At 58.4% G+C, this 5364-nt stretch carries 4 protein-coding genes; 3 read left to right on the forward strand and 1 reads right to left on the reverse strand.

What is annotated here, in order from left to right; translation table 11 throughout:
- Positions 1–323 precede the first annotated feature (323 nt).
- From BMX99_RS19310 to repC, 3 genes are all read left to right on the forward strand, one after another.
- The gene (locus BMX99_RS19310) at positions 324–1679 is read left to right on the forward strand and encodes a ParA family protein (protein WP_009804235.1); all 1356 of its coding nucleotides are present in this window, start codon (positions 324–326) and stop codon (positions 1677–1679) included.
- The gene (locus BMX99_RS19315; protein WP_037207731.1) at positions 1676–2698 is read left to right on the forward strand and encodes a ParB N-terminal domain-containing protein; all 1023 of its coding nucleotides are present in this window, start codon (positions 1676–1678) and stop codon (positions 2696–2698) included. Before BMX99_RS19310 ends, BMX99_RS19315 begins: the two co-directional genes overlap by 4 nt.
- Positions 2699–2924: 226 nt before the next feature.
- On the forward strand, positions 2925–4205 hold the full coding sequence (gene repC, locus BMX99_RS19320) for a plasmid replication protein RepC (RefSeq protein ID WP_081940158.1): 1281 nt from the start codon (positions 2925–2927) through the stop codon (positions 4203–4205).
- A 12-nt stretch (positions 4206–4217) separates the two neighbouring features.
- Here repC and BMX99_RS19325 read toward each other — a convergent pair whose 3' ends face one another.
- Positions 4218–5327 carry a tyrosine-type recombinase/integrase gene (locus BMX99_RS19325; RefSeq protein WP_008335646.1) on the reverse strand — a complete coding sequence of 370 codons (1110 nt, stop codon included), beginning with the start codon at positions 5325–5327 and terminating at the stop codon, positions 4218–4220.
- Positions 5328–5364: the final 37 nt, after the last annotated feature.

Below are 5364 nucleotides of genomic sequence, written 5' to 3' on the forward strand. Positions count from 1 at the left end.
TACACGCTGACCATCCGCGACCACGGCTTCAACGCCAACCTCGGCAAGGCCGCGAACCAGGACGATCTGTCCCTGCAGGCCGTCATCCCCTGGGGTCCCAAAGACGCCGCGTGACGGCTAAGGCCGGTCGGTTCTCCACCGACCGGCCCATCAAGACTCCAATCTTGAACGCGTTCAAGATTGGAGTTTTAGGGGTGGTGGAGCTTCTAAATAAGCGCCTGAAACTCATAGGCGCGTGGTATCTTTATTTTTCCTCCAAAACCGTGCTACCATAGAAGCAGAATCGAGTCGAACTCGGACCCAACCGAAGTCAGGGCTTAGGAATGAGCGGTAGTCTAGAACAGTTTTTGACGGACCTGTCACGTGGGCTTGAGCGCACGATGGTGGCAGTGAACAAGGAACTCACCTTGCGTCAGCGCATCAAGCGCACGTGGTCAATGCGCCAGTGCGCAAGGTTTATGAACGTCAGTATTCAGTATCTAACCAAGTTCGCCAATTCGAGCGACGACTTTCCCGCGGGCGAATATGTTGGAAGAGAGCGTGTTTTCACGCTTTCCGAATTGATGCACATGCGGGCCCTTCTGGCGGCCTCGGCAAAGCGGCCCTACGACTACCTAGCCTGGCGCAAACCCGACGCCCCCTTACCCGTCATCTCGTTTGCCAGCCAGAAAGGGGGCACGGCTAAGAGCCTGAGCGCCGCGCATTTTGCGCAGTATCTCAGCTTGCATTACGGCATGCGCGTTGGTGTCATGGATGCAGACCCGCAAAGCACGATAACGCTCTACTTTGTCGGGGGTGAAGGTCTTCCCCAGATGCCCGACGAAAACACCGCCTCCATGGTGGACTTTGCCGGCCTCTTCCAGTCGGAAGATGCGCCATACACTGATCACGATGCGCAGACGCTCGACAGCTTCTTTCTAAAGACCTCCTGGCCGGGGCTGCGTCTGCTGCCGGCACATGGCGAAACGTCTGAGGGAGAGATCCAGATTGCGCGCCTTGTGCGAGAGGCCCCCGCCGGAAAGAGCTTCTATCGCTACCTGCGCGATGCCCTTGATCGCTGGAAAGCGGGCCACCCGCCAAAAACGCTGCCCAACGAATTGGTAGTCGAGGGCAAGGTCGATCAGCAGCGACTGAACGCTGCGCTGACCGAGACCCTCGATGTCATCATCATCGACTATCAGCCTGCGTTGACACTTTTCCAGCTGAATAACGTGATTGCGTCGACTTCGCTGGTCATCCCGCAAACCATGAAGGGGTTTGACATCGCAACGCTGTCGACCTTTGTGACCGGCCTGCTGGGGATGCTTCAGCATATTCTGGCCCATGAACGGATCGAAATAGGAACTGGTGCCAACATGCTGTTGCCGACGATCGTCCAACGATCCAATGCGCAGGATCTAAACCACATCGGAAACCTGCTGGAACACTGCCCCACGGAAATTCTGCCGGTGTTTTATCTGCGTTCCGACGCAATCTCGAATGCGTCGGACGTCTATCAATCCGTATACGAATATGAGCCGGACACGCCGGGAAAACGCAAGGGGATCAACCGGTTCATCACGAATGCCGATGCGGTTAACGACGCCATAGTATCGCGACTCTGGCCGGGCTTCGAACGCGGTTATGCCAATACATGGATGGACGAGTTCTATGAAGATGACGGCGAGGGTGAAGCATGAAACGCAGTATTCCAAGGTCGCTGGTCAGCAAGGCTACTAGTCCCGACACATCCAAGGAGCGCACGCCCGGTCCCGAAGGCCGGGCAGAAACGGGCGACGCTGTTTCTACTCCTTTCAAGGGGGCCGGCAGTGCTTGGAAATCAGGGGCGCTTGCGCAATCGCAAGCCGCTGTGGAGCGAAGCAGAGCTGAGCTTTGTTCGGATATCTTAAACGGCCGCCACGAAATAAGCCTGTCGCCAGACCAGATATCAGATCCGATGGGGACAGACCGCCGTCAAGACTGGATGTCCCAGGAAGCATTCAGGTCTCTGGTAAACAGCATTGCCTCGAACGGGCAGGACACACCCATTCTGGTGTGGCCCGAGGATCCGGATTGGGAGCCGGATCCGTTGGAGCCGTCGAACGTCACTGGTGTTCCATTTGTCATGCTTACAGGACGCCGCCGACTGGCGGCCGCGTCGGAGTTGGGTTTACCTCTTCGTGCAATCCTCGCTTCGCCGGAAGCGCGAAACGCCGAGAACAGCAAGTTTGAGATGTTGTTTCTGCGGTTCCGCGAGAATGAGGAGCGCGAGAATCTTAGCCCATTTGAGCGTTTGGTTTCGATTGGTGAAATGTATGAAACGTTGGCTTCTGGGGCAGACAAGCTGACAGCTGTGGCCTTCGCAAAGAAAATTGGCGTGCATGAGAGCCTAGTCTCACGAGCGAGGTCTGTTTTCGCTGCGCAGGATCAGATCTTGAACGCGTTCAAGAATGTCTACGACATGAGCTTTCGTGATTTGCAGGGAGCCTTAGCGAGCTTGGAGAGGGTGAACAAACCCAAGCTCAAACCGAAGGCAAAGCCCAGAAAGCTCACGGTCAAACGCAAGGTGGGCAACCGAAATCTTTCGGCGACTTCAGTCGATGGAAACCTATCCATCAAGGTTGCAGGTGTGCCGATAGACCAAGAGCGTCTCGAGAAGCTCGGAGATTTAGTCGCCGACTACTTGAGCGCCGAAGGTTCGGGGAAGGAAACCGACTGACGACAATGTCAGCGACATATCCTCCAGAACGACGAGGCAAGGAGCAAAAAGGAACGACAATCGAAATAAAGGCAAAAGAAAAGCCCCCAAGCGGTGTGGCCTGAGAGCTGATCTTAATGGTTTGGTCACCTTCAAGATAAGTCTCGCAGGATTCACTGTCAACGACGAACGCTCCTGAGCGAACGGCTTTCTTTTGCCTCCACATAAACGGAGGTGAGATACAGGCATGAAACATACAGGTTGGCGCAAGCCGACACCGGGTCTTGGGGTTGCTGAGCAACTTGCCCAAGCCGGTGAACGGGTAGCAGTACCCAAAACACGGGCATTCGTGGCACTTAAGCGCGTGGGGGCACATATCGGCTTGAAGGCCGGAGACATGTTGCTCCTCGACACGCTCGGGGCCTTTACCCAGGCCCAGGACTGGGAGGAGGGGCAGCGTCCGATCGTCTGGGCGTCGAACGCCTATCTGATGGAGCAAACGGGTTTTTCGCTGTCTGCCCTCAAGCGCCACGCGCGGCGCCTTGCTGAGATCGGCGTGATCTCCTTCCAGGATAGCCCCAATGGCAAGCGGTGGGGCCGCAGAGACGTCGATGGCCGCATCGTCGAGGCCTATGGCTTCGATCTGTCGCCGCTCTCAGCCCGTGTCGAGGAGTTCGAGGAGCTTCATGCTGAGTTGCAGGCTGAACGCGAGCTCTGCCTACGCCTGAAGCGCCAGATCACTGTGGCGCGCCGGATGATCCGAGCCCGGATCGAGGCAGCTCTCAGCAGCGCTCTGCGTGGGCCCTGGAGGCAATTCACGGGGCTTTTTGAGGAGCTTCTGGAACGACTTCCGCGCCGTCATGAAGCTTCAGAGCAGTTGGAGCGGCTATTGGCATGGTTCAAGGAACTCCAAGAACGGGTCGAGGCGGCTTATCTTAAGGCGACTGTTGCGACAAAACCTGTGGAAAACACCGATGATAAACACGCCCAAGTCACGAAGAAGACTCAAGAAATGAACCCCAGGGAGGTCATTTCTGAACCTCATATACTAATTACAAACCAACTTAATCCTGTAACTAGTAATTCCTCTGAAAAAGAGGAAGCGGCGGGTGTGGTGCCTAATGCCCAACCCGAAGAGCGGGTTGATAGGGAGCTGGAAGACTGGGTTGCCGAGGTACGCAAGAAGCGGACAGCGCTCGATCTGCCGACAATCATGCAGGCCTGTCCGGAATTCGCATCCTGGGCGCGGAATTTGGGTGGATTCCTGAAAGATTGGGGCGATCTGCACCGGGTTGCCGGTCAACTCAGGCCGATGATCGGGATCTCTGAGCATGCCTGGAACGTGGCGCAGGACCGAATGGGCACCCAGGTGGCCACGGCCGCGTTTGCCCTCGTCTTCGAGAAGCACAGTGCGGGCGAGGTTGCCTCGCCGGGCGGCTATCTGCGGGGCATGGTCGAGAAGGCCGGGGCAGGGGAGCTGCATCTCGAGCGCAGCTTCTATGGTAGGCTCAGTGGGCAGGCGGCGTGATAGGGCAGGGGCTCAGAGACCGGCGGCTTTGGTCAGGTTCACCCGGAACCGGTCCCGGCGGCGCTGATAGCGGCGGGTCATCTCGGCGGAAGCGTGGCCGAGGTGTTTCTGGACGTAGCGCTCGTCGACTTCGGCGGAGCTGGCGAGACCGGCGCGCAACGAATGGCCGGAGAACAGCGCCAGGCGGTCTTTCTCAGGCAGGTCCGACCGGATGCCGGCGTCGAGCACGGTGCGCTTGATCAGGCGCGCGACGTGTTTGTCGTTGAGGCGTGTCTCCAGCGCCTTCTTGCCGTCCCGCGAGGTGCCGACAAAGATTGGGCCAAAGTCGATCTTGGCGAAGTGCAGCCATTGTTCGAGCGCATGGACAGGGCAGGTCTGATCCTTGGAGCCGCGGCCGATCTCGACCTCGCGCCAGCCGGTCTTGGCATTGAGGGTGAGCAGGGTGCCCTTGTCGAACACTTCAACCCAGCCGCCCGAGTCCGGCGTGTCGTCCTTGTGGACATCGAGGCTGACGATTTCCGAGCGACGAAGGCCGCCGGCGTAGCCCAGCAGCAGGATCGCGCGATCCCTGAGGCCGCGCAGGTCAAAAGGCAGGGTGGCCACCATCGCAAGGATGTCATCGGCCAGGATCGCTTCCTTTTGCACCGGCGGACGGGCGTGTTTGCGTTTGATCCCGGCCAGCACGGTGGCGATATGGCGGTTCTTGCGATCGAGGGCAAAGCCGCGCTGCGCATAGTTCCAGGCAAGGCCCGACAGGCGGCGGTCGATGGTGCTGACCGATAGGGCAGGGGAGGGGCCCGCTCCGGACGCCAGGTCCGCAAGGTAGAGCCCGATCATTTCGGGCGACGGGGGCAGAGTCTCCGCGCCCTTCATCCGGCACCAGCGCGCGAAATGCGCCCAGTCTTTCGCATAGGCCTTCAGCGTATTGTCCGAGGCCGCGGCGCGCGCATAGTCGCGCGCGGTATCCACCAGCCGATCGAGCGTGCCTGAACCAGCCACAAAGGAAGGAAGGCTCAAAGCCTCGCTGCTGGGATGATCTCTCTCGTTGTTCTCGCTGACCGAAGGCCCATTTGGCGGCTTTGAGATCGATTTCTCGTTGTTTTCTGACATGTCGCTGAGCATATTCTTTGGTGTCCGATAATGCAAACTTATTGGACAT

It is taken from the genome of Pseudooceanicola nitratireducens (assembly GCF_900109195.1).
Classification (GTDB): domain Bacteria; phylum Pseudomonadota; class Alphaproteobacteria; order Rhodobacterales; family Rhodobacteraceae; genus Pseudooceanicola; species Pseudooceanicola nitratireducens.